At 51.1% G+C, this 25069-nt stretch carries 19 protein-coding genes; 8 read left to right on the top strand and 11 right to left on the bottom strand.

Annotated elements, in window-relative coordinates:
• Positions 1 to 63: 63 nt before the first annotated feature.
• Positions 64 to 1239 carry a class I SAM-dependent rRNA methyltransferase gene (locus GWC94_RS03565; RefSeq protein ID WP_161833652.1) on the bottom strand — a complete coding sequence of 392 codons (1176 nt, stop codon included), beginning with the start codon at positions 1237 to 1239 and terminating at the stop codon, positions 64 to 66.
• Positions 1240 to 1460: 221 nt separating this feature from the next.
• On the opposite strand from GWC94_RS03565, the gene GWC94_RS03560 reads away from it, so the two are divergent.
• Positions 1461 to 2030 carry a nucleotide exchange factor GrpE gene (locus tag GWC94_RS03560; RefSeq protein ID WP_161833651.1) on the top strand — a complete coding sequence of 190 codons (570 nt, stop codon included), beginning with the start codon at positions 1461 to 1463 and terminating at the stop codon, positions 2028 to 2030.
• A gap of 57 nt (positions 2031 to 2087) precedes the next feature.
• Positions 2088 to 3254: a molecular chaperone DnaJ gene (dnaJ, locus tag GWC94_RS03555; protein WP_161833650.1), complete on the top strand. Its 1167-nt coding sequence runs from the start codon at positions 2088 to 2090 to the stop codon at positions 3252 to 3254.
• A 76-nt stretch (positions 3255 to 3330) separates the two neighbouring features.
• Here the strand turns inward: dnaJ and GWC94_RS03550 are convergent, their stop codons facing one another.
• The 5 genes from GWC94_RS03550 to GWC94_RS03530 all read right to left on the bottom strand — a co-directional run bounded on the left by GWC94_RS03550 (position 3331) and on the right by GWC94_RS03530 (position 9080).
• Positions 3331 to 5100: a vWA domain-containing protein gene (locus tag GWC94_RS03550; protein ID WP_161833649.1), complete on the bottom strand. Its 1770-nt coding sequence runs from the start codon at positions 5098 to 5100 to the stop codon at positions 3331 to 3333.
• 135 nt (positions 5101 to 5235) lie between these two features.
• Complete coding sequence (hpt, locus tag GWC94_RS03545; protein ID WP_161833648.1) at positions 5236 to 5778, bottom strand: hypoxanthine phosphoribosyltransferase; 543 nt, start codon at positions 5776 to 5778, stop codon at positions 5236 to 5238.
• Positions 5779 to 5797: 19 nt separating this feature from the next.
• Positions 5798 to 6901 carry a glucosaminidase domain-containing protein gene (locus tag GWC94_RS03540; RefSeq protein ID WP_161833647.1) on the bottom strand — a complete coding sequence of 368 codons (1104 nt, stop codon included), beginning with the start codon at positions 6899 to 6901 and terminating at the stop codon, positions 5798 to 5800.
• The gene (locus tag GWC94_RS03535; RefSeq protein WP_161833646.1) at positions 6898 to 7542 is read right to left on the bottom strand and encodes an O-methyltransferase; all 645 of its coding nucleotides are present in this window, start codon (positions 7540 to 7542) and stop codon (positions 6898 to 6900) included. The genes GWC94_RS03540 and GWC94_RS03535 overlap by 4 nt, the downstream gene beginning before the upstream one ends.
• Positions 7543 to 7625: 83 nt before the next feature.
• Complete coding sequence (locus tag GWC94_RS03530) at positions 7626 to 9080, bottom strand: sodium:solute symporter (RefSeq protein ID WP_161833645.1); 1455 nt, start codon at positions 9078 to 9080, stop codon at positions 7626 to 7628.
• A gap of 83 nt (positions 9081 to 9163) precedes the next feature.
• Between GWC94_RS03530 and GWC94_RS03525 the strand changes: the two genes are divergently transcribed.
• Entirely contained in the window at positions 9164 to 9703 is a 540-nt protein-coding gene (locus GWC94_RS03525) for an LOG family protein (protein WP_161833644.1), read from the top strand.
• On the opposite strand, the gene GWC94_RS03520 is transcribed toward GWC94_RS03525, so the two are convergent.
• Entirely contained in the window at positions 9687 to 10295 is a 609-nt protein-coding gene (locus GWC94_RS03520) for a hypothetical protein (RefSeq protein WP_161833643.1), read from the bottom strand. The genes GWC94_RS03525 and GWC94_RS03520 overlap by 17 nt on opposite strands.
• A gap of 28 nt (positions 10296 to 10323) precedes the next feature.
• On the bottom strand, positions 10324 to 11736 hold the full coding sequence (locus tag GWC94_RS03515; protein ID WP_161833642.1) for an FAD-binding oxidoreductase: 1413 nt from the start codon (positions 11734 to 11736) through the stop codon (positions 10324 to 10326).
• Between the two features lie 264 nt (positions 11737 to 12000).
• Between GWC94_RS03515 and pckA the strand changes: the two genes are divergently transcribed.
• Positions 12001 to 13593: a phosphoenolpyruvate carboxykinase (ATP) gene (gene pckA, locus GWC94_RS03510; RefSeq protein WP_161833641.1), complete on the top strand. Its 1593-nt coding sequence runs from the start codon at positions 12001 to 12003 to the stop codon at positions 13591 to 13593.
• 334 nt (positions 13594 to 13927) lie between these two features.
• Here pckA and GWC94_RS03505 read toward each other — a convergent pair whose 3' ends face one another.
• Positions 13928 to 14563 carry a deoxynucleoside kinase gene (locus GWC94_RS03505; protein WP_161833640.1) on the bottom strand — a complete coding sequence of 212 codons (636 nt, stop codon included), beginning with the start codon at positions 14561 to 14563 and terminating at the stop codon, positions 13928 to 13930.
• 102 nt (positions 14564 to 14665) lie between these two features.
• Positions 14666 to 15676, bottom strand: coding sequence for a tryptophan--tRNA ligase (gene trpS, locus GWC94_RS03500; protein ID WP_161833639.1), 1011 nt, complete (start codon positions 15674 to 15676; stop codon positions 14666 to 14668).
• 226 nt (positions 15677 to 15902) lie between these two features.
• Here trpS and recG point away from each other — a divergent pair, with 226 nt between their 5' ends.
• From recG to GWC94_RS03485, 3 genes are read left to right on the top strand one after another with little or no spacing between them, the layout of a single operon-like run.
• Entirely contained in the window at positions 15903 to 18014 is a 2112-nt protein-coding gene (gene recG, locus GWC94_RS03495; protein WP_317163425.1) for an ATP-dependent DNA helicase RecG, read from the top strand.
• A 53-nt stretch (positions 18015 to 18067) separates the two neighbouring features.
• Positions 18068 to 21739 carry a DUF7948 domain-containing protein gene (locus tag GWC94_RS03490; protein WP_161833638.1) on the top strand — a complete coding sequence of 1224 codons (3672 nt, stop codon included), beginning with the start codon at positions 18068 to 18070 and terminating at the stop codon, positions 21737 to 21739.
• A gap of 10 nt (positions 21740 to 21749) precedes the next feature.
• Complete coding sequence (locus tag GWC94_RS03485) at positions 21750 to 22781, top strand: PorP/SprF family type IX secretion system membrane protein (protein ID WP_161833637.1); 1032 nt, start codon at positions 21750 to 21752, stop codon at positions 22779 to 22781.
• A gap of 46 nt (positions 22782 to 22827) precedes the next feature.
• Here GWC94_RS03485 and GWC94_RS03480 read toward each other — a convergent pair whose 3' ends face one another.
• The gene (locus GWC94_RS03480; RefSeq protein ID WP_161833636.1) at positions 22828 to 23604 is read right to left on the bottom strand and encodes a hypothetical protein; all 777 of its coding nucleotides are present in this window, start codon (positions 23602 to 23604) and stop codon (positions 22828 to 22830) included.
• 161 nt (positions 23605 to 23765) lie between these two features.
• Between GWC94_RS03480 and GWC94_RS03475 the strand changes: the two genes are divergently transcribed.
• Complete coding sequence (locus GWC94_RS03475) at positions 23766 to 25055, top strand: aminopeptidase P N-terminal domain-containing protein (RefSeq protein WP_161833635.1); 1290 nt, start codon at positions 23766 to 23768, stop codon at positions 25053 to 25055.
• Positions 25056 to 25069: the final 14 nt, after the last annotated feature.

Genomic DNA, 25069 nt, shown 5'->3' with positions numbered 1-25069 from the left:
TAACTGGTAAAGTGCAGACTATCTATCGTACGGGCTGTTTTATTTCGTTCATCGCACCTGCCCTTATTTATCGCATACTTCCACGATCAGAAACTTCAGGTAGTTCGTATTTTCTATTCCCCAGATGATCGGATGATCGCTGGCCTGTGCCTGGAAAGTGACCTGACGGATGCGTTTACGCGCATCCCTCGCCGCCATATCGATCGTTTGCAGGAAAAGATCTGGTTGAACAAGATTGGTACAGCTTGAGGTAACCAGGAATCCGCCATTGCGCACCAGTTTCATGCCGCGCAGGTTGATCTCCTTATAACCCGTGATCGCTTTCTGGATATTCTCGCGGCTTTTGGTGAATGCAGGCGGATCGAGCATTACCACATCATAGGATCTTCCTTCCTTGCCCCATTGCTTAAGCACATCGAATGCGTTCACCGTTTCAAACCGGCAGATATGATCCAGGCCGTTCAAAGCCGCATTACGGTTGGCCTGTGAAACGGCGCTCTCGGAAATATCAAGTCCTAAAACAGATTTTGCCCCGTAATGAGCGGCATGGATCTCGAATGTGCCGGTATAGGTAAACGCCCCGAGTACCTCGGCATCTTTTACGATATGCCTGATGGCCCTCCGGTTATCCTGCTGGTCCAGGAAATACCCGGTTTTCTGCCCGTTCTCGATATCCACATGAAATGTCAGTCCGTTTTCCCGGATAAGGATACGTGTGTCGAAGGGTGCGGTTAAAAATCCTTTCTGCTGCGGTAACCCCTCCAGCTCTCTTACAGGAACATCGTTGCGTTCATAAATGCCCTTCGGGGCAAAAAGCGATACCAGCGCATCCACAATGGCGGGTTTCCATTTATCCATGCCCAGCGAGAGGGTCTGTATCACAAAATAATCGTTGAATTTATCGATTACCAGCGCGGGCAGCAGATCGGCTTCGCCGAATACCAGGCGGCAGTTTTCTGTATACCCGATCTTTTTGCGGTATTCCCATGCCTCGCGTATGCGGGTAAAGAAAAACTGGTTATCGACCGGTTCCTGCCTCCGGGTAAGGATACGGGCAATGATCTGCGATTTGGGGTTGGCATAGGCCCTGCCGGCAAATTTGCCATCATAATAAAATACATCCACGATATCGCCGCCATCGATCGGTCCCTCCACCCGGTTCACCTCGTTGCCATATACCCAGGGATGCCCGTTGGCTATCCTGGGCGCAATCTGTTTTTTAAGGAAAAGTTTGGTCATCCGGCAAAGATACGGCGGCGGGGAGCAGGAAATTTTAGAATGGGGAACCGGGGAATTTTGAATTGGATTTGCGGATTCATGTCAATTTCAAAATTCCCAGCCCGCCTGCCGGCGAAGCAGGTCCCCCAATTTCCCAATCCGTTCCCCCAACCTGCCATTTTTTCCCGTTTCTTTGCCCCGGCAATATTTTTGACATATAGCCAGACAACGAATCGATAACTATGAACGAGAAAGAAATGCAGGAAAACCCTGAAATGAACGGAAATACGGCAGAATTTGATATCAATGCTGACGAAAATGCAGCCGGTACCTCACATTTGAACGATCCCGTTACCGAAGAGAACAAACTGGGCAAACTGGAAGAGGAGCTGAAAGAGCAGAAAGACAAATACCTGCGTCTGATGGCGGAGTTCGATAATTTCCGCAGAAGAACGGCCAAGGAAAGGATAGACCTGATGCAGACCGCCGGCAGGGATGTGATCGTTTCGCTGCTGGATGTGCTCGATGACTGTGACCGTGCAGAAAAACAACTGCAAAACAACGATGCACTCGGGGCAGACAAGGAAGGTGTGCTGCTGGTGTTTAACAAACTCCGTTCGGCGCTGCAATCCAAAGGCGTTAAACCGCTGGAAAGCGTTCATACGGATTTTGACGTGGAAAAACACGAGGCCATCACAGAGATCCCGGCTCCCGCAGAAGAGCTGAAAGGAAAAGTGATCGACGAAGTGGTAAAAGGTTACTACCTCAACGACAAGCTTATCCGTTTTGCCAAAGTGGTTGTAGGCAAGTAGCGCCGACCGGATTGGTATTGTGTTTTGAATTTTGACTTTTCATTTTTGACTTACCATATGTCTACCAAGAGAGATTACTATGAAATACTGGGTGTAAGCAAATCGGCCGGTGCGGACGAGATCAAGAAAGCTTACCGCAAAGTGGCGATGCAATACCACCCTGACCGCAATCCCGGCGATAAAGCCGCGGAAGATAAATTCAAGGAGGCTGCAGAAGCTTACGAGGTGCTGAGTGATGCGGATAAAAAAGCCAAATACGACCGTTTTGGTCATGCGGCATTTGCACCCGGCGCCGGTGGCGGCGGTGGTTTTCACAATATGAATACCGAAGATATCTTCAGCCAGTTCGGCGATATTTTCGGCGATGATGTATTCGGCAGTTTCTTCGGCGGCGGCGGTTCGCGCCGGGGCGGTGGCGGAAGGGCGCGCGGCCAGCGCGGCAGCAACCTGCGCATCAAACTCAAACTGAATTTTGAGGAGATGGCCAAGGGCGTTACCAAGAACGTTAAAGTAAAAAAATACATTGTTTGTTCCACCTGCGGCGGCAACGGCGCAAAAGACAAAAGCAGTGTTCAAACCTGCAGCACCTGTAACGGTTCGGGCCAGGTGCGGAAGATGACCAACACTTTTCTGGGTCAGATGCAAACGGTGACCACCTGTCCGACGTGTAACGGCGAAGGCACTACGGTTACGGCAAAATGCGGCTCCTGCAAAGGCGAGGGTAGGGTATACGGCGAAGAAACCATCACCATAGAAATACCGGCCGGTGTACAGGAAGGTATGCAGCTGAGCATGGGCGGAAAAGGCAATGCAGGCGAGCGCGGCGGAATGCCCGGCGACCTGATCATCCAGATAGAGGAAGAATCGCATGCAGAACTGCATCGCGACGGGCTGAATGTGGCGTACGAATTGCATATTTCGTTTATCGATGCCGTATTCGGCACACAGGTGGAAGTGCCCACGATCGATGGCCGGGCCAAGATCAAAATCCCGCCCGGCACACAGAGCGGTAAAATATTCCGTCTGAAAGGAAAAGGGTTTCCTGAAGTGCAGGGCTACGGTAAAGGCGACCAGCTGATAGAGGTAAATGTATGGACGCCGCAGCATATAAGCGCGGAAGAAAAAACAATGCTGGAAAAATTATCCGGCAGCGAGAACTTCAAACCCAAACCGCATAAATCAGATAAGAGCTTTTTTGATAAGTTGAAGGAAGCATTCAATTGATCATCATCTGCCTGATACCGGAAACCGCTGACCAGCGGTTTTCTTTTTTGGGGATTGTGCCGGAATAATTCCAGATTTATTCCTCTTCTTTTTTCTTTTTTACCCTTCTTTTTTCCGGCTGGTAAATATGCGCGGCTTTGTCAATAAGCATCAGAAATTCCAGCTGTCCTTTGCTCATGGGATTAACAGCCGTATTGGCCAGCGCCCTGAGGTCTTCGAAGCGTTTGCCTTTTACATAAGGCGACTGTTTCAGCAACGATCCGAACAGCGCGATGCTTGCGGCAAACCGGTAGCTGCTGTCGGCTTTTTCTATGGCCACGGGGTGGTAGTCCGCCGTGAACAACTGCTGGGTATTCCTGTCGGCGCCCGGTAATTTGTATTGCAGCCGGATGTCTGCGAAATGTTTGTTGAGCAGGCCTGCGTCGCCGGATTTCGGTTCTATTTCAAAAACAGCCATCGCAGTGTGCCCGCTTCCTACCTCGCCGCCTTCCAGTTCGCCGCTGCTGTCTGCGGCCGCATTCTTCTTATTGTCAAAACCGATCAGCCGGTATTTGTTCACCACCGAGGGGTCAAAGTTTACCCTGGCAAAAGCATTGTTTGCCACGGCATACAGTGTTTGCGTAAGTTCTGTGACCAGCACTTTCTCCGCTTCGGACTGGTTATCGATATAAGCAAAATTACCGTTCCCTTTTTTGGCAAGTGTTTCGAGTTTGCTGTCTTTGTAATTGCCCATACCCACTCCCAGGCAGGTGAGGTAGATGCCTGTTTGCCGAAATCCCGCGATCATATCTTCCAGTTCGCGCTCGGTTGACTGGCCCACGTTAAAATCACCGTCTGTTGCCAGTATCACGCGGTTATTGCCATTGGGGATAAAGGATCTGCGCGCAAGAGAATAGGCTGTTGTAATGGCGCCTGAACCGGGTGTATCGCCGCTGGCATAAAGTGAATCGATGATATCCCTTATCCTCTGTTTTTCTTTACCGCTGGTTGCGCCCAGGGCAATGCCCACGCCGCCTCCATAAGTAACGATGCTGATGGTATCTTTTTCACGCAGGTTGCCGATCAGCAGTTTGAAGGCGGATTGCAGCAGGGGCAGCCTGTTGGGCTTGTCCATCGACCCCGATACATCGATGAGGAATACCAGGTTGGAAGCAGGAATGCTGTCGATACCAAGCTTTGGCGCATTGAAATTGATAAAGAACAGGCTGTTCACTGTATTCCAGGGACAGGTGGTCAGTTGCGTCCTGCATTGAAAAAAACCACCGGCGGCGACCCCGTTCTGTCTGCCGAAATCGAAATAATTCAGCATCTCCTCGATCCTGATGGCATCTTTCGGGATACGCATATCGTTGTTCAGGAAGCGGCGGATATTGCTGTAGGATGCTTTATCGATATGCAGGGCAAAACCTGTTTCGGGATAATTGGTTGCCTGTACAAATCCATTTTCAATCAGGTTGGTATAGCTTTCTCCCAGCGAGGAAAACAGTGCGTTGTTATTTGTTTTGAGGTTGGTGGTAACAGAAGACAGCTTGGCGGTATATTGCTGTGCGGTGGACGAAAGCATCTTCAGCACAAACACCTGGTACCTGCGCGCATCCACCACTGTTTTGAGTGTTTCATAACCTTCGAGGGTAAAACGGATCGTATCGGCCGGTGCAGAAAGCGGAATGCCAAAGGTGCCCGTAGCGCCTGTAAAGAATGGATTGGCTCCTCTTGAGGCAATATTGATCCTTACGCCGCCAAGCAGTTTTCCGCGGTTGTCTCTCACTTCTCCCCGCAGGTAAAACTGACCCCAGAGCGCATTACAGGCAAGCAGGCACAGCAATAACCAAATGAGTGGTTTCACCTGGCATAGTTTACCTCAATCTAACATGGAAAACGCAGAATTCATACTGCAAGGAAGGATATTGGGGAAACTTTAAGTATAGTTTAAGGGGGTATGGCTGCATGACTGAATTGACAATACCAGGCATGTTCTGACCTACACCTCGTCTTCCAGCTGGTACAACTCCCGGATATTTCTTCCCAGTCCGTCGAAGTCGAGGCCATAACCGAGCACGAATTTGTCGGGAATGGAAAAGCAGCAGTAATCGATCCGGATAGGGTGCACCGTGGCATCGGGTTTATGCAGCAGCACGGCAATCCGGAGTGAAGCGGGTTGCTGGTTCTGCAGCTGCGGCAGAAATTCGAACATGGTCTTGCCGGTATCAATGATGTCTTCCAAGATCACAACATGCCTGTTGGTGATATCGGTATCAAGACCGATTGCCGTCAGCACCTGTCCGGTGGATTTTGTGCCTTTGTACGAAGCCAGTTTGATAAAACAGATCTCCGCATCAAAATCGAGTTCCTTGAACAGGTCGGATGCAAACATAAAAGAGCCATTCAGTATGGCGATGAACAGCGGTCTTTTGTCCGCATAATCCGCACGCAGCTGTGCGGCAAGCGCTCTTACTTTTTCCAGGATCAGCGCCTCGGGCAGGTAAGGAACAAAGGTCTTGTTATGAACAGTCAGTTTTGCCATACGGTATCGATGGGTTCTCTCAGCTTTTTCTTGCACTGTTGCGCAGAGGTTTGGTATTGGCTGCAGCGGCCACCGTTCGCAAATATATCTTATCGCCTTTTTTCAGCACACGGGAATCTTTGCTGAGGTTATCGTTGTAATCGAGCAGGTTCTCCATACGGATGCCCTCGAGCTGGCATACATCGTGAAGGGTTTCTCCCTCTGCCACGGTATGAAAATCACTGGCGCCTTTTTTCTGTTTTTTCTCGATAAACATCAGCCTGTCGGCATCGAGTATGTCCATTTCCTTTAGATCGTTGTATTCCACCAGTTTCACCAGGGGCAGATCGTAGTCGTTGGCCAGCGACAGCAAAGAAGTGCCTGCAGTTGCATAGACCACTTTTGTGTGGTTGATGGTGAATACACCCTGCGGGTAACTGGCTTTTTTCAACAGTGGAGCCGCAACTGTTTCAGCAACGGCTGCGCCGGCTTTGGCTTCCGGCTCTTTTGTTTCTTCCGGCTGTTCGCCCCGGCCGGTTGGTTTTTCAATCACTGCGGCTGCCGGTATCGGGGCGGGCCCTGTTGCTGCGGCCGCAATCACGGTGCTGTTATCGGGTTGTATGCCGTTCTTCAAACGGGCCATGGCTTCCAGGCTGTACTGCTGCAGGCGGTATTCGTTAATCAGTTTAAGCAGTTTTTGCGGGTAGGCAGGACTTGTGGCATAGCCCGCTTTTTTCAATCCTTTGGCCCATCCTTCAAAATCGGTGGGGTCAAGTTTGAAAAGGAAAGCGTAATGCGGACGTGTCTTCAGAAAATCCGAGTGGTCTTTATACGAATCTGCCGCCGAGGGATATACCCGAAAGCATTCTCCTTTTTCATCGTCATCATGGTAGGTTTTTTCGCCTGTCCACTCTGTTTTGCATTTGATGCCGAAATGGTTATTGGAATTCTTTACCAGCTCGCTCTCCCCGGATTTCGATTCGAGGATACCCTGCGCAAGGGTGATGGCTGCCGGAACGCCGGAACGCATCATTTCCACGATGGCGGTCTCTTTGTAATTGTCGATGTAAGCTTCTGTCTTTTGTTTCTGTGCGTGCACGGCCAAACCCAGCGGCAGGCATAAAAAGAAAAAGATTTTTTTCATTCAGTCTTTTTTTTGATCAGCTGGATTCCATCCCTGATCGTTAGAAATACTTGTTCGGTCCTTGGATCGGCCTGTACATGCTCGTTGAAGGCATGAATGGCTTTTGCATTCTTTCCGCTCATCGGCTGTTCCAGTACTTCTCCGTGAAACAGCATATTATCTGCTATGATGATGCCCCTGCTGCTTAGTCTTGGTACCGCCAGTTCGTAATAGTCTATATAGCTTGTCTTGTCCGCATCTATAAACACCAGGTCCCAGGCATAAGGCAATCGGGGTATGATCTCCCTGGCGTTGCCGATATGCAAATGTATCTGTCTGTCTCTTTCAGATTTGCTAAAATTTTGTTTCGCCGTGGCGGCATCGTCCTCCCGCAGCTCCAGGGTATGGAGCGCTCCGTCCGGGGTCAGCCCCTCGGCAAGACAAAGCGCGCTGTAGCCCGTAAAGCTGCCTATCTCCAGAACGTATTTTGGCTGCAGCATAGTACTCAGGAAGGAAAGAAATTTTCCCTGCACATGCCCGCTGAGCATATGGTGCTTGGGATGATGCCGGAAAGTGTCCTCGCTGACCTGTTTTAACAGATCGTTTTCAGGCGAGGTAAACCGCTGGGCATATGCTTCGGCAAAGGGGTTGATCAGTTCCATGGCGGATAGATTGGTAAATGTTAACAGCAAAAATAACAGCCGACCCGTTTTATCCCCCATAGCCCCTTTCTCCGCCTCAGGTCTCACACCTCAGCTTTCCCGCTCCGGGATATCAGCAACAATCCCCCAAATGTGATCAGTCCGTTGATGATGAGCAGTTCCAGTCCGATCTCGAAGGAGCCGAAAATGTATTTCTGGTATTTGTCGATAAAGAAGCAGATGACGGGGGAAGCGATACAGATAATCGGTACAAGACGGTCGTTCACTTTTCTTTTCAGCACGATGCCGAACGTAAACAATCCCAGCAGCGGGCCGTAAGTAAAGCCTGCCACTTTCAGTATTACGCCGATCATACTCGGATCGCTGATCCATTTGAACATCATTACGAACAGCAGGAACAAAAAGGCAAAGACCAGGTGTACGCGCTGTCTGGTTTTTTTCTTTTGCGTTTCGCTCATATCCGTTCTGCGCTGCATACCGATGATATCGATGCAGAAACTCGAGGTAAGCGCCGTAATTGCGCCATCGGCGCTGGGGAACAGGGCGGATATCAGGGCTATGATGAATATCACCGAAATGGCAGGAGGCATATGGTTCAGCGCCAGTGCCGGGAACAGTTTATCGCCGGTGGCGCTGATCCCGATCTTATCCGCGTATAGATACAGTAAACCGCCCAGGAACAGGAACAGCAGGATCACGCCCAGCAGGATCATCGACATGGTGATCACATTCTTCTGGGAATCCTTCAGTGTTTTTACGGAGATGTTCTTCTGCATCATCTCCTGGTCCATACCCGTCATGGTAACGGTGATAAAGGCGCCGGCCAGTATCTGCTTTACAAAAAACAGCTTGCTGCCGGGATCGGTGAAGAATATTTTGGAATATCCTTTTTCCCCCATCGCCTGCAGGCTTTCCCCCAGACCTATGCCAAGGCTGTTCAGGATGTATATCACGCAGATGATCAGTCCGGCCAGCATGCAGGTGGTCTGCAGGGTATCGGTCCATACGATCGTCTTTACACCGCCTTCATAGGTGTACAGCAGGATCATAACAAGTATGATTAGCGTGGTTACCCAGAAGGGGATGCCAAAGCTGTTCAGGATAGCATCCTGCAATATATTCACCACAAGGTAAAGCCTGGCCGTTGCGCCCAGTATGCGCGACAGGATGAAAAAGCCCGCGCCGGTTTTATAGGAGGTAAAGCCAAGTCTTGTCTGGAGATAATTGTAGATCGATGTAAGGTTGAGGCGGTAGTAAAGCGGTAACAGCACGAATGCGATCATGATATAACCGATCAGGTAGCCGATGGTGATTTGGAAATAAGCGAACGACTCGCGCGCTACGGCGCCGGGCACGCTTACAAAGGTAACGCCGCTTAAAGAGGTGCCGATCATGCCAAAAGCCACCAGCATCCAGTTACTGTTGCGGTTGCCGATAAAGAAAGATTCATTGTTGCTGTTCTTGCCTGTATACCAGGCCACTGTAAGCAGTATGAGGAAGTAGGCAATGACAAATGTGAACAATATCGCTGGAGACATATCCTGTGATTAAATCGTTAATGAAACGGGTTTGAAAAGTAGTAAAAATATTTCACCTATTTTGCCTCTGGAAAAACTGTTTTATGAAGCTGAAAAGTATCGCCGTTTTCTGTGGCTCCAAAAGCGGAACCGATCCTTTGTACGAGGGGCATGCCGCTATGCTGGGCAAACTGATGGCAGAACGGGGTATCAGGCTCGTATACGGCGGCGGTAACAAGGGGCTGATGGGCGCGGTGGCCAATGCGGTGATGAGCGGCGGGGGGGCGGTGACGGGTGTAATACCCCGGCTGCTGCTCGAATGGGAGCACCAGCACGAAGGCATCACCGACCTGCGTGTGGTGGATGACATGCATGTACGCAAAAGAATGATGTACGAATTATGCGATGCGGCGGTGGTATTGCCGGGCGGCAACGGCACGCTTGATGAACTGTTCGAAATGCTGACCTGGAATACACTCAATATCCATAACAGGAAGATCGTACTGCTGAATACCTCGGGGTTTTACGACCACCTGATCAGTCATATCGAGCGGATGGCTGCCGAAGGGTTTCTTTACAGCGACTGGCGGGAGCGGCTGATCGTTTGCGCCGGTCCCGAGGAAGCAATCAGCGTTTTGGCCTGAGATAGAAACCGAAACCCGCACGGAACACAGGTATGGGATCGTTGTTGAAATCCCGGTACGGCGAATTGCGGTTATCGAGTACATCGATCATCAGTGTAATATACGAGAGCCTGCTGCCCACAACCCGCGATCCGTAGCCGATACCCAGCAACAGGCTGCCCACATTGTAATTGTTTTTGTAACTGATATTGGAAGGCACATCTTTAACGGACTGGCTGATCCAGTTTTGTTCGGCCTGAACCTGTACATGCAGAAAATCCAGCGGCCAGATACGCAGGTAAGGACCGCCGCCATAGGTAAAGCTTTTTCTTTTTTCAACCACCTGGTTGTTGAAATCAACAAAATTCTGCGAGAAATAGTTGAAATTGATGCCGATACCCGCATCCAGCCAGCGCGTAATGCTGTAGCCGATCTCGGGGTTTACGCCCACGTTGAAAGAGCGGTTGGAAAGACCCAGGTTCAAACCGGTGCCAAGGTAAATACGCTCGCGTTTGAACTGTCCTTTTGTGTCATCGGGTTCTGTATCCTGCGCAAATGATACCAGCGCGCAGAGCAGGAACAGCGATGTTAAGATCCAGTGGGAGTTTTTCATACAGGAATTGTTTATGCAAACCTACTTATCAGGTAAGATCAAAAATCTTACCCGCATTTAAAATATTGTTAGGATCGAATGTTCTTTTGATACCGCGCATCAGCTCCAGGTTCTGTTGCCTGAAAACCGTGTCCAGGTAAGGTTTCTGTATCAATCCCACACCATGTTCGCCGCTGATGGTTCCGCCAAGCTGGCTCACCAGCCTGAAGAGGTCCATCAGTACCTTGTTCATTTCGGCATTACCATGACTGTTCTTAATGGTTGGGTGATTGATGCGTATGTGCAGGTTGCCGTCGCCGGCATGCCCATAACACACTGCTTCAAATCCGTGCTGTTTGCCCAGGTCCTTTACGCCCCTTACCAGCGCGGGTAATTCGGCCCTTGGCACCACGGCGTCTTCCTCGATGGTATAACCGCTCGATTTGGCGGCTTCGGCCACGCGCCTGCGCAGTTTCCAGAGTTCCGCTTTCTGCTGCGCATCATCGGCAAAGAACACATCGCCCGCATCAAACCGGGTAAGCAGTTCGGCAATGGCTTCCATTTCCGACATCAGTACGTCCAGGTTATTGCCATCCACTTCGATGATCAGGTGCGCTTCTATCGAATCGTTCACCGGAACGGCGGTGCTGTCTACCATTTTGCTTACCAGCATCAGCGCATCTATTTCCATCAGCTCAAGTGCGCTGGGTACAAACCCTGCACGGAAAATGGCGCTCACCGCCTCGCTTGCTTTTTCAAGAGAGGCAAAGGGAACCAGCATCAGCAGGTCGTATTTCGGAAGGGGTATCAGTTTTAACACGATCTGGGTAACAATACCCAGGGTTCCTTCGCTGCCCACAACAAGCTGGGTAAGGTTATAACCGGTGGAATTCTTCAGTACATTGGCGCCGGTCCAGATGATCTCGCCGTTCGGCAGCACCAGTTCCAGGTTCAGCACATAGTCTTTTACCACGCCGTATTTTACGGCTTTGGGTCCGCCGCTGTTCTCGGCAATATTGCCGCCGATAAAACAGCTGCCGCGGCTGCTCGGATCGGGGGGATAGAACAGTCCCTTGGCTTTTACCGCGTCCTGCAATACCTCGGTGATCACACCGGGCTCGGTGATTACCTGCAGGTTGCGTTCATCGATATGGCGTATTTTATTGAGTCTTTCGGTAGACAGCAACACACCGCCAAGATGGGGCAGGGCGCCGCCGCTCAGGCCTGTGCCAGCGCCCCGGGGCGTAACGGGTATTTTTTCCCTGTTGCATATTTTCAGGATAGCGGCGATTTCACCGGTGCTGCCGGGTTTCAGCACCACTTCGGGCAGAAAGAGCAGTTCCTCGGTCTCGTCGCGGCCGTATTTGTGCAGGTTCTCTTCGTCGGCCAGTACAAAATCGCTGCCCACGATGTTTTTGAAATTCTCGAGCTGTTCGGTGGTGATCAATCCGGTAGCTGCCATCGCCTGTCTCTTTTTTTGTAAAAATACTGGCTTGCAGGGAGATGGGTGGCGTAAATCAGCGGTTTGTTCTTATTTTTTTACAAAACATTCAAATAGTTCTTCCACTTGCTAAAAACCCGTATGCCAATCTTTCGGGTCTTGTAGATAATATTCAATATCTGCGGTAAAGCCTTGATAAAATGCAACGTGTGGGGCAGACACGTCTGCTTTGCCAAACGGGGGATTCTGCTATTTTTGCTTTTTAACTAACGTTTGTTTGTTTTTATGATCGCTACCGCTATGCCTAAGCCGCTGATTTCCGGTTTATCCGGTTCTTCTCAGGTACACTACCAGTTATCGCCCTCCGAATTGACTGAGCAGACTATCCTGCGTGCGCAGGGTGTGCTGAATGATACGGGCGCGCTTTGCATCAACACGGGTATGTTTACGGGCCGCTGTCCGAAAGACAAGTTTATCGTCAAAGACGCGATCACGGAAAACACGGTTGACTGGAACCAGTTCAATACCCCTATCGAAGAAAAATATTTTCTCCAGCTGCGTGATAAGATGATGGCTTACCTGGGGCGGCGGGAAGAAGTGTGGGTGCGCGACGCTTATGCCTGCGCAGACCCGGCCTACCGGCTCAATATCCGCGTGATCAACGAAAATGCCTGGAGCAACCTGTTTGCGTATAACATGTTTCTTCGTCCCTCTTCTGCCGAGCTGGACGGGTTCGAGCCCGAGTGGCAGATCATACAGGCGCCTGGCTTTACCGCAGATGCGGCTGTGGACGGAACAAGGCAGGGAAACTTCGCCGTATTATCGTTCACACACAAAACAATATTGATCGGCGGCACCGGGTATACCGGTGAGATAAAGAAAGGTATTTTCAGCGTGCTCAATTACATACTTCCGCAGAATAAGAACGTGCTTAGCATGCATTGCAGCGCCAACATGGGCGCCGGGGGAGATGTGGCCATCTTTTTTGGTCTGAGCGGCACCGGCAAGACCACCCTGAGCGCCGATCCAGACAGAAAACTGATCGGCGATGACGAGCATGGCTGGACCGCCGGTGGTGTGTTCAATTTTGAAGGCGGCTGTTACGCAAAAACGATCGACCTCAGCGAAGAGAAGGAGCCCGAGATATACCACGCGATACGTGCAGGGGCCCTGGTAGAGAATGTGGGTTTTGAGCGGGGAAGCAATCGTATCAATTTTGCCGACAAGACCATCACGGAAAACACGCGTGTCAGTTACCCGCTGCATTTTATCAGCAATGCATTACAGCCCGCCATGGGCGGGCTGCCAAAAAATATTTTCTTTCTTACCTGTGATGCCTATGGCGTATTACCGCCGGTGAGCAGGCTCTCGCCGGGGCAGGCCATGTACCAGTTCATCAGCGGCTATACGGCCAAAGTGGCGGGTACGGAAGCAGGTGTTACCGAGCCCAAGTCAACTTTCAGCGCCTGTTTTGGCGCGCCGTTCCTGCCGCTGCACCCCGGTAAATATGCGGGTATGCTGGGAGAAAACATGCGTGCGCATAAGGTAAACGTATGGATGATCAATACCGGCTGGACGGGTGGTTGTTACGGAACGGGCCATCGCATAAAGCTCGGTTATACACGGGCTATGATCACCGCGGCATTGAGCGGTGCGCTGAACAGCGCGGCGTTTATTATTCACCCCGTGTTCGGTATGGAAATGCCGGTTGCCTGTGCGGGGGTGCCCAAAGAAATTTTAGATCCACGCAGCACTTGGACCGATCCGGCTGCCTATGATGCACAAGCGAAAGACCTGGCTCAACAGTTCGTGCAGAATTTCCAGAAATACGCTTCCGGTGTATCGGAGGAGATTCTGCAAGCTGCACCCAAGGTGTAAACAGAACACGAAGACCGCAACCAAAACTAACGCGCTTGGGTCCATTTCTTTGGTCGGGGATGGACAAAACGGTCTCTTCGATTGCTTTGTTTGTTACGGTAAGCCCCGTTCTTCTGGACGGGGCTTTTAGTTGGGGGATTGCGATTGGATTAGTGGATTTTTTGTGTTGGCGCTGCGGGAGGACCCGTGCGTGCCATGCTTGCGGGCTGCCTCTTACTTATGTTGGAAAGCTTCAAAGGCAAATTAGGATGCGCACCACATCAATCCGCGATCCGCAATTCAATAATTCGCAATTCATAATCCGCCAATCCGGAATCCACTAATCCGTAATTGTTCAGAACAACCCGAACAGTGTACTGTCCACCTTCCCGATGATATCGCCGAAGTGCTCGTCGTTTTCGGCAAATTTGTTCTTGTCGCAGTCGATAACCAGCAGGGGACCTTCTTTGTAACTGTCGATCCATTTGGTGTAGTGCTCGTTGAGGCGTTTGAGGTAATCGAGACGGATATTTTCTTCGTATTCGCGGCCCCGTTTCTGTATCTGCGATACCAGCGTGGGCACTGAAGCTTTGAGATAGACCAGCAGGTCCGGCGGCTGCACCATGGTTTTCAGTGTCTGGAAGAAAAGAAAATAGTTGTCGAAATCGCGTTTGCTCATCAGTCCCATCTCATGCAGGTTGGGTGCAAAGATGTTGGCGTCTTCGTAGATGGTGCGGTCCTGTATCACGGTTTCTGTTCCGCGGTGAATATCGAGCAGTTGGTTGAGGCGGCTGTTCAGGAAATAGATCTGCAGGTTGAAGCTCCAGCGCGGCATGTCCTCGTAAAAATCCATCAGGTAAGGATTGTGGTCAACATCTTCAAACTGCGGTATCCAGCGATAGTGTTTGGACAGCATTTCCGTTAAGGTAGTCTTGCCTGCACCGATGTTTCCTGCTACCGCTATATGTTTTGGTTTTCTTGCTTTTGCCATATCAATGAAAATACGAAATACGAAGTACGAAGTATGAAGTGGGCAGGATTTTTTTTAACCGCCGCGACCAATAACCCATTGCCGGTTCCCGGCCCGCAATTGTTAATAGTTCATGTTCATGGTTTTGCGTACCAGCTGCAGTGTGGCATCGGCGTTGGCACGGGCTTTTTCGGCGCCCTGCCGGATGATACGGGAGAGCCGGGTTGTATCGGCCTGTATGTCGGCCGCTTTTTCGCGTATGGGTTTGATGAAATTGGCCATATCCTCCGCCAGCTGTTTTTTCATATCGCCATAGCGTATCACCACGTTGCCCGCACTGCTGGCGTTGAAATCGTCTTCAAATTTCTGTATGGTGCTTTGTGCGCTGACAAGATGCATCATGGTAAACAGGTTCTGGATATAATCCGGTTTTTCGGCGTTGGGCATGGCCGGGCCGGCATCCGTTTTGGCCTTCATGATTTTTTTGCGGATGCTGTCATCGTCATCGGCCAGGTATAAAGTGGCCATCTGGTTTTCGCTCTTGCTCATCTTGCCGTTGCCGTCGAGACTCATGATACGCACCAGCTCGCTGTGGTAATTGAAAGCATAGGGCAATGGAAAAACGTCGCCATAGCGGTAGTTGAAACGCTCGGCAAAATTGCGGGCCATTTCCAGGTGCTGTTCCTGGTCTTTTCCCACCGGCACTTTTACCGCGCGGTGTATCAGTATGTCGGCGGCCTGCAATACGGGATAGGTAAGCAGTCCGGCATTTACATTATCGGGCTGCAGTCTTACTTTTTCCTTGAAGGTCACCGTTTTTTCCAGCTCGCCTTTGTAGGCCAGCATATTGAGGTATAGGTACAACTCGGCAATTTCGGGCACATCGCTTTGAATGTATAATGCCACTTTATCGGGATCCAGTCCGCAGGCAACATTTTCCGCGATCACCCTGTGCACGCTTTCCTGCAGCTGACGGGTATCGGGATGGGTGGTGAGGCTGTGCCAGTTGGCAACGAAGAAATAACAGGTATAGTCATCCTGCATGCGCACATAATTGCGCATGGCGCCGAAATAATTGCCCAGGTGCAGAAAACCCGTGGGCCTGATGCCGCTCAGTACAACCTCTTTTTCCATGCCGCGAAGATAAGGAGCTTGTTGGTTGGTAGCAGGATTGGTTGATAAGTGGAAGGCCAGATCCGGCAAAGCGCGGCGCTGCTGACCGATCTTTTTTACTGCAACGTATTCTTACTTATTATTGCAGCACCAACGCCAGTATCCCGGCAGCCATTCAACAGAACCATGCAGCCAACCAACTTTTTATTGTTTCAACCACAGAATCGCTAACCCATAATCCTTCGCCATCAGCCATCCCCAGACCATACTCGACTCACCCATCGAATACCTGAAAGGTGTGGGACCGTTGCGCGCGGATATGCTGAAAAAAGAATTGGGAATTTACCGTTTCGGCGATCTGCTGGAACATTTTCCGAACCGGCATATCGACAAAACACAGGTAAGCAGCATAGGCGATATCCATCCGCAGACGGAATACATCCAGGTGGCCGGAACGCTGGTGAGCATGGATACGCTGGGCGAAAAAAGAGGCCGGCGGCTGGTTGCCCAGCTGCGCGACCGCAGCGGTATACTGGAGCTTACCTGGTTCCAGGGCATCAGCTGGGTAACCAGGAACCTGCATGTGGGCAGCGATTACCTGGTGTTTGGCAAAACCGGTTTTTTTAACGGCAAACCGCAGATCGTTCACCCGGAAATAGAACCATTTGTACCGGCCAAAGCCGGGGGCAAAACCTATCTGGAGCCGGTTTATCCCACAACCGAAAAATTAAAAGCCAGGGGACTGAACGGCAGGCAGCTGGGTAAATTCACCTACGCGCTGCTGTCGCAGCTGCAGCCGGCAGATATCCCCGAGAACCTTCCGCAGCCGCTGATCGATAAACTGAAGCTTGCAGACCGTTTCCAGGCATACCGCCAGGTGCATTTTCCCGGCGCTGCGCAGGAATACGAGCGGGCAGTGAAACGGCTCAAATTCGAGGAGCTGTTTATTGCGCAGGTAAGGCTGAACCTGGTAAAACTGCAGCGTAACCAGTACAGCAAGGGAGTGGTGTTTGAAAAAGTGGGGGAGTATTTCAATACATTCTATTCGCAGCATCTTCCTTTTTCGCTTACAGGCGCGCAGAAGCGGGTGCTCAAAGAGATCCGCACCGATACGGGAAGGGGGCACCAGATGAACCGGCTGCTGCAGGGCGATGTGGGCAGCGGTAAAACAATCGTAGCGCTGCTGAGCATGCTGCTTGCGGCAGACAACGGCTACCAGAGCTGCATCATGGCGCCCACGGAAATACTGGCGCAGCAGCATTACCAGTCCATCAGCGAACTGCTGCGGGAAATGCCGGTGGAAGTGGCCTTGCTTACGGGCAGCACCAGATCGGCCGAAAGAAAAAGGATACTAAAAGGCCTGCTGGAGGATAGCATACATTTTGTGGTAGGTACCCATGCGGTGATAGAGGATACGGTGCAATTCCGCAATCTGGGACTGGTGGTGGTAGACGAGCAGCATCGCTTTGGTGTGGCGCAGCGGGCGAGGCTATGGGAAAAAGCCGCCGTTCCGCCGCATGTGCTGGTGATGACCGCAACACCGATACCGCGTACACTGGCGATGACGGCTTACGGCGATCTGGATTACAGTATCATGGACGAGCTGCCGCCGGGAAGGCAACCGGTAACCACGGTTCACCGTTCCGAAACGGCAAGGGCCAGCGTGATGGATTTTGTACGCACCGAAATCGAAAAAGGCCGGCAGGCCTATTTCATTTACCCGTTGATCGAAGAAAGCGAGAAGCTCAGTTACGAGGACCTGATGCAGGGGTACGAGCAGGTAAAGAGTTTTTTCCCCGAACCGAAGTACCGTATCAGTATGGTGCACGGACGGCAACCCGCCGGGCAGAAAGAAACCAATATGCAGCGCTTTGTAAAAGGCGATACACAGATCATGGTGGGCACCACGGTGATTGAAGTGGGTGTGAACGTACCCAATGCATCGGTGATGGTGATAGAGAGCGCCGAAAAATTCGGTTTATCGCAACTGCACCAGTTAAGGGGCAGGGTGGGCCGGGGCAGTGAAAAAAGCTTTTGCATTTTATTAACGGGTAGTACAGCCAGCAAAGAGGCCCGAGAACGTATCAAGATAATGTGCGCCACCAACGACGGTTTTGCGGTGGCGGAAAAAGACCTGGAGCTGCGGGGCCCCGGCGATATAGAAGGCACCCGGCAGAGCGGCGCACTGAATTTTAAACTGGCCAATATCGTGAATGATAAAGGATTGTTAGAATTGGCCCGGAGCGAAGCAGAAATGCTGGTGAAAGAAGATACCGAATTGAAATTGACGATAAATTCACCACTCAAACTATTTCTTCGTTCCCAAAAACACAAAAACGGCTGGAGTCGTATATCCTGAACACTGTGTAACGTTTGACCATAGAATAGTCGTACCTTATAAAAAAAATACACTTGGGTTGGTTAAGAACAATAGGAAAAATCAGCGCATTTTTTCTGCTCTCCCTGCAGGGGTATGGCCAGAACTATCTCCAGTTTGTAGAAAACAAAGGTCAATGGGACCCCGCCATCCGCTTCAAGGGTGAAATGAGTTCGGGGGCGTTTGCACTTCAGAAAAACGGTTACCGGGTATTGCTGCATAACCAGAAAGACCTTTCTGCCTTATACGAAGCGGGGCACCCCGATGCTTCGGTGCAGCCCGGCGCCAGTGCCGCTTTCCGTACGGCTGAAGAATTGCGTCCCACGCCGGAAACAGGGGGCGGTGGCAGCAGCGGCGGCTATGTGCCGGGGGTATTGCGTTCGCATGCTTACGAAGTGCGTTTCCTGAATGCCAACCCGGAACCCGTGATCGTTCCGGACAAACCGCTGCCGGGTTACAACAACTATATACTGGGCGATGATCCCTCGCAATGGGCCGGTAACTGCGGTATCTACCAGGCCGTTACCTTCCTGAATATGTACCCCGGTATCGATATCCGGTATTATACCGCAGACGGTTTGCTGAAATACGATTTTATCGTTCATCCCGGCGCCGATCCCGGTGTCATTGCCATGTACTTCGATGGCGTGGACAAACTGTCGATCGACAAAGGCAATCTTACGGTTAAGGTGTCGGTAGACAAGGTAATTGAAAAAGCACCCTATACTTTCCAGCTTGTGAATAACCAGCGAAAGGAGATCCCCGCTCATTTTGAACTGAAGGGGAACATCGTACGTTTCAAACTGGATGCTTCCTATACACGCAACGCCACCCTGGTGATCGATCCCTCCCTGGTATTTTCCACTTTTTCGGGCAGCACGGCCAGCAACTGGGGGTATACCGCCACTTATGACGGTAAAGGAAATTTTTATTCGGGCAGCATTTCTTTTGCCGGCAGCGGTTCTTTCCCTGTCAGCAACGGCGCTTTTCAGACGAGTTTTCAGGGTGGTAATACCGCTACCTGCGAACAGTCGGGTTTTGATATCGCCATCATGAAATTTGATCCCACCGGTGCCAACCGGGTGTATGCAACCTATATCGGCGGCTCGGGCAATGAGCAACCGCACAGCCTTATTGTAGACGCCGCCGGAAACCTGGTGATCGGCGGAAGAACCACTTCTCCCAATTACCCGCTGAAAGGCGCGCTGCAGAAATACGGACCGCAGGGCGGGCTTTGGGACATTGTTGTCACCAAACTCAATGCATCGGGTTCTGCGCTGGTGGGTTCGGTGCGTATTGGCGGATCGGGTAACGATGGGGTAAACATCAGGTCCAAATACTGTCCCCCCAGCGGCGCTGAATCCATCCGCCGCAATTATGGCGACGATGCCCGCAGCGAAGTCAACCTGGACCCGGCCGGTAATGTTTACCTGGCTTCCTGTACACAGTCAACCGATTTTCCCGTTACTTCCCAGTCCAACCAGACCACCGGCGGTGTTACAAACGGCCGCACCCAGGATGCGGTGGTGATGAAATTCAGTCCCGATCTGTCTTCGGTGCACTTCAGCATACTTGCAGGCGGTAAAAACGACGATGCCGCTTTTGTGCTGGCGCGGAATCCATCCAACGGGAATATTTTTGTGGCGGGCGCAACGGCAAGTGCCGACTTTCCTGTTGCCGGCGCCGGTGTTAAATACCCTACTTACCAGGGCGGTGGTGCAGATGGATTTATCATGGAACTTACCAGCGATGGGGTGGCGGTGCGAACCACGTTTATCGGCACTCCTGCAATCGATATGATCTATGGTATCCAGTTCGACAAAGCCGGGTTTCCTTATATCACGGGCACCACTACAGGCAACTGGCCGGTGTCGAATGCCGCGTTTTCGCAGCCGGGCGGCAAACAGTTTATCATTAAACTGAAACCCGATCTGTCTGACTATGTTTACTCAACCGTTTTCGGAACAAATTCCACGCAGCCGAATATTTCGCCGATAGCTTTCCTGGTAGACAGGTGTGAGAATGTATATGTATCGGGATGGGGCGGATCTGCCAACCAGAACCAGACCTATCCCTCCGCTTTTACAAAAGGGCTCAGCGTAACCGCGGATGCCTATCAGAAAGATACGGATGGCAGCGACTTCTATTTTTTCGTGCTGGCAAAGAATGCTTCCTCGCAGTTATACGGTTCTTTCTTCGGCCAGAACGGCGGATACGGCGAGCATGTGGATGGCGGTACCAGCCGTTTTGATGCCAGTGGCGTTATTTACCAGTCGATCTGCGCCAACTGCATGGGCGGGGCGCGTTTTCCCACCACACCCGGCGCCTGGTCTGAATACAATGGTTCCAAAGAATGTAACCTTGCCGCGGTAAAAATGGCTTTTAACCTGGCCGGTGTGGGCGCCGGTATTGCGGCAAGCATCAACGGCGTACGCGATACATCGGGCTGTGTGCCTATGCAGGTGGTGTTTACAGATACACTGGCGCAGGGTAAAAAATACATATGGGATTTTAACGATGGAAGTCCCAAGGAAACCACCACCGGGCCAACGGTGTCGCATACGTTCAATACGGTTGGTTTTTACCGTGTAAGTGTGGTCTCCATCGACTCCAATACCTGTAATGTGGCCGATACCGCGTATGTGACCATGCGTGTACGGAACGACCAGGCTTTTCTCAATTTCACCACCACCAAACTGCAGCCCTGTACTTCGCTGGGGTATTCGTTCAATAATATTTCAACGGCCATAAAACCGTTTACGGGCACCAGTTTCCGATGGGATTTTGGCGACGGTAATACACAGCTGGCAGGACTGGGGCCTGTAACGCATACCTATGCCGCATCGGGAACCTATTCTGTAAAGCTGGTGCTGGTGGATACCAATTATTGCAATGAACCCGACAGCCTGGTAAAACAGGTGCGTATTTCGCCCACCGTAAAAGCGCAGTTCAGTACCGCGCCATCGGGCTGCGCGCCCTATACGGCGGTGTTTGAAAATACATCGATGGGTGGAACCGATTTTGTGTGGGATTTTGGCGATGGTACAACCTCCACCATGTCGGATCCTACACACCTGTACAACACGCCGGGCACTTACCGCGTGCGGTTGATTGCAACGGATACCTCGAGTTGCAACAGGGTGGACACTTCGGCGTATTTTTCGATCGTGGTGAGTCCTAACCCGGTTTCGGCATTTACCTATTCACCCAACCCAACGGAATCCAATACGCCGGTCAGCTTTATCAATAACGCCAGCGGCGGCAGCGCCTATAAATGGCAGTTCGGCGATGGCGATACCTTGTTTACGCTCAGACAGGATACCTTGGTACAACATTTGTACAATGCAAGCGGCACGTACAAAGCCTGCCTGATCACATTCAACAGTTACGGCTGTATCGATACGAGTTGCCAGGCCATTTCCGTGACGATTGTTGACGGTGCGGATGTTCCCAATGCATTTACGCCCAATGGCGATGGTAAGAACGACCGGGTCTATGTACGCGGTTACGGCATTGCAAAAATGAGCTGGCGCATATATAACCGGTGGGGCGCGCTGGTGTATGTCAGCAGCAACCAGGCCGATGGGTGGGACGGCACTTACAAAGGCGTTCCGCAGCCGCAGGATGTTTACCATTATACGTTGCAGATAGAGTTCAGTGGAAAAGAAAAGATGGTCAAGAAGGGAGATATCACGTTGTTACGATAAAGCAGGGAAGATGAGGCAGAATCGGTTAAGAAAAGTTTTATGTATTGGCGTACTGGCTGTTTTAACGGCAGGCCCCAGCTATGCACAGGATCTCCATTTTTCGCAGTATTTCCATAGCCCCCTGCTGATCAACCCGGCTAATACAGGTTTCAATCCCGATTACGATTACCGGATAGGCGGCAACTACCGCAACCAATGGGCCAATGTGGGCAACCCTTACCGGACCATGAGTGCCTGGGGCGATGTAAAAGTGTTTGCCAATCGTTTTGAGAATGGCTGGATGGGTATCGGTGCGGCGCTTTACAAAGATGCGGCCGGCAGCGGCAACCTGAACCGCACCAGCGGATATGCATCCGTTGCCTATCACCAGATGCTGGGTTATAACAGTCTGCTCAGCGGCGGGTTCAGTCTTGGCTTTACCAGTAAACGGGTGGATATATCCAAGCTGAGTTTTGACAACCAGTGGAACGGAAAGTTCTTTGATGTAACCATCCCCAGCAACGAGCCTTTTGCGTACAGCCAGACCTCGTACCTGGATCTGCAGGTGGGTCTGAACTATGCCTATTTCGCTTCTGAAAATGTTTACCTGAATGCAGGCGTCAGCATCATGCATGTAAACAGACCGAGAGAAAGTTTTTTTGATCCCTCTGTTTCCGATGACCGTCTGTACCGGAGGTATACCGCTTTTGTGAACAGCAATATCAAGCTGCAGGATACCTGGATCCTGAACCCGAATATCTATGTGAGTAAAATGGGCAATGCATGGGAAACGGTTGTGGGCTTTAATGCCAACCGCGACCTGAGCGGCGACGGATCCAAGCAGTTGATACTGGGTTTGTATTACCGCGCAAAAGATGCCCTGGTACCGATGGCGGGTTACGAGATCAACGACCTCCGCATTACGCTCAGCTACGATGCCACCGTATCCACCCTCAACAGTTTCAACGGCACACGCGGTGCCTATGAGCTGTCTATTGTCAAAAGCGGTGTGTTCCCCTCCACTTCCGGCAGATCCGTGCGCTGCCCAACGGTAAGGTTTTAGGCAGCGCGTTTCACGGGTTACTGTCCGGGAGTTCCGGTTTTATCGATCAGATCCTGGTCAGCCCTTCACCATCGTTTTTAATGGTATAGTCCTCGTCTTTAAAATATTTGCGGTATTTATCGTTTACCTCTTTGGATTGCCTGGTTCCGTTGATATACATTTCCCTGTCTTTGATCTCGATTTTGTACGCTTTTTTTGAATCGATCAGGCCGTCTTTTTCCAGCTCGCCCAGGAATTCCTTCAGCAGGGTAAGTTCTTTTTTGGCTTTTTCCAGACCGGTTCGGGCATGCGCCATCCCATCAGTTACGTTTTGATGGATTTTGTCGAAATCAATCCCGGACAGCAGCTGTTCCGTATTTACCTGCTCCATTGCTTTTTCCACGTTCTTTTTTACCTGTTCCATATCCACTTTTTTCAGTTCCTGCTCTGCCTGCCGCATGGCCCTGTCCACTTCCCCGCGGGTTTTGGTCCAGTCGATCTCTTTCAGCGAGGCCCGGAGATCGGTGTGGATCTTTTCCAGATCGATCTTTTTCACTTCTTCCATCGCGGTCCTGATCTCTTTCTCCATACGGCCCATATCGAGTTTCATCTCCCTGTTCAGTTGCTGCATGGCGCGGTCTATATCCTGTAATGCATGGTCCAGGTCTCCGCTTCTGAATTCGTTTCTGTCACTGTGTTTTTTGGAAGGGAGGGTATCCTGTGCTGCCTCAGGTGCTGAATCCTTTCCCTGAAAACCTTTGTTTTCTGCACGCCAGGCGCAAAAGGTGATGGCCGCAGCCAGTAAACTGCCCGCTGCCAGCCATTTTTTGGTGTTGTGTTTCATAGTATGGTGTTTTGATAATGATGAACGAACGATTTCGTAGTAAATGTACGATTGTGTTCGTAAATAAATCAAACCGTTCATCATTTTTCTGCGATAAGGGGTAGGGGCGACAGAAAGCTGACTGCCTTTTTTTATCTTGCAACCTTCAACCCCTGACGCGCATGAAATATCTTCCCCTGGATACCGCCATTTTCGTGAATAACCGGAAAAGATTTGTCAAGGAGATGCTTCCCAACAGCATCGCGGTATTTGTGAGCAACGATGAATGGCCTTACAACGGGGACGCGCTGCACAGGTTCAAACAGAACAGCGACCTGTTCTGGCTCAGCGGCATAGAACAGGAAGACTCCACGGTGGTGCTGTTTCCCGACAACCCCGATCCCAAATACCGGGAGGTGCTGGTACTGGTTCGTCCCAACGAACTGAAAGAAAAATGGGATGGCAGGAGGCTGCGTGTAAAAGAGGCCACGGATATTTCTGGCATCCGGACCATTGTATGGGTCGACAGCCTGGATGCGCTGCTGCAGGCATGGGTGCACCTGGCAGACAATATTTACCTCGGTTCCAACGAAAACGACCGCAAGGCCACGCCTATCCGGAGCCGTGCCTACCGTTTTGCAGATGAGATGAGAGCGGCCTACCCGCTGCATGCCTTTCATCGTGCAGCCAGGATCATGAAGGAACTGCGTGCCATCAAAACAAAGGAAGAAATTGCCGTGGTGCAGAAAGCGATTGACATCACCGAAAATGCTTTTCGCCGGTTACTGGCATTTATCAAACCCGGTGTATGGGAATACGAGATCGAAGCGGAGATATTTCACAGTTTCCTCAGCCAGCGTGCCACCGGGCCGGGTTATAACAGCATTATTGCAAGCGGCGACAATGCCAGGGTACTGCACTATGTGAGCAACAGCGAACAATGCAAAAACGGTGATATGGTGCTGATGGATTTTGGCGCGGAATACGGCGCCTATTCGGCAGACCTTACCCGCACCGTTCCTGTAAACGGCAAATTTACTGCGAGACAGAAGACCGTGTACAATGCCTGTCTGCATCTCCACGATTATGCAAAAAGTATCCTGAAGCCGGGCATCGCCATCACCCATTATACCGATATGGTGGGAGCGGAGGCAACCAAACAATTCCTGAAGATCGGTCTGCTGCGTAAATCGGATATAAAGAACGAAGACAACGAGAACCGCGCATACCGCAAATACCTGTACCATGGTATTTCGCATCACCTGGGTCTTGACATACACGACCTGGGCACCCGAACGGAACCGATCAGGCAGGGTATGCTGCTTACGATCGAGCCGGGTATTTATATAGAAGAAGAGCAGATGGGTGTGCGTATAGAGAACAATGTCTGGATAACCCGCAATGGCAACACCGACCTGATGAAGAATATACCGGTTAAGGCAGAAGAGATAGAAAGACTGATGAAGAAATAGAAACGCCAACCCCT

The sequence above is a fragment of the Sediminibacterium soli genome, from assembly GCF_009939225.1.
In the GTDB taxonomy this organism is placed as follows: domain Bacteria; phylum Bacteroidota; class Bacteroidia; order Chitinophagales; family Chitinophagaceae; genus Sediminibacterium; species Sediminibacterium soli.
This window is presented reverse-complemented; position numbering and strand designations above follow the sequence as displayed.